Annotated in this window: 1 protein-coding gene; it reads left to right on the forward strand. The window is 62.7% G+C overall.

Going from position 1 to position 292, the window contains the following annotated elements:
- Positions 1–292, forward strand: a 292-nt coding sequence (locus AF337_RS11815; RefSeq protein WP_483150623.1) for a glycosyltransferase family protein, incomplete at both ends; no start/stop codon positions are given.

Raw genomic sequence — 292 nt, forward strand, 5'->3', positions numbered from 1 at the left:
GAACCCTTCTCGGTCGTCAGTGAGACCCTGCTGGCAATGCTTGCCCAGGAGGTGGAACACGACACCTGGCTTGCCGACGAAGACCCTTCCCCCGAGACCCTCGACTGGTGCTCCGCTCACGGGGTCTTCGTCTCGACCCGCAAGGGGCGATCCGATTACCATCGGACGTCGTGGCCCCGACGCACGCGGTGCAAGGAAGGCAACCTCGCCTTCTTTTACGACCACTACGGCTACAGCCGCTACGATTTCGTGGCGCAACTCGATGCGGATCATGTTCCCGCGCCCGACTATC

The sequence above is a fragment of the Rhizobium ecuadorense genome (genome assembly GCF_001187535.1).
Lineage (GTDB): Bacteria > Pseudomonadota > Alphaproteobacteria > Rhizobiales > Rhizobiaceae > Rhizobium > Rhizobium ecuadorense.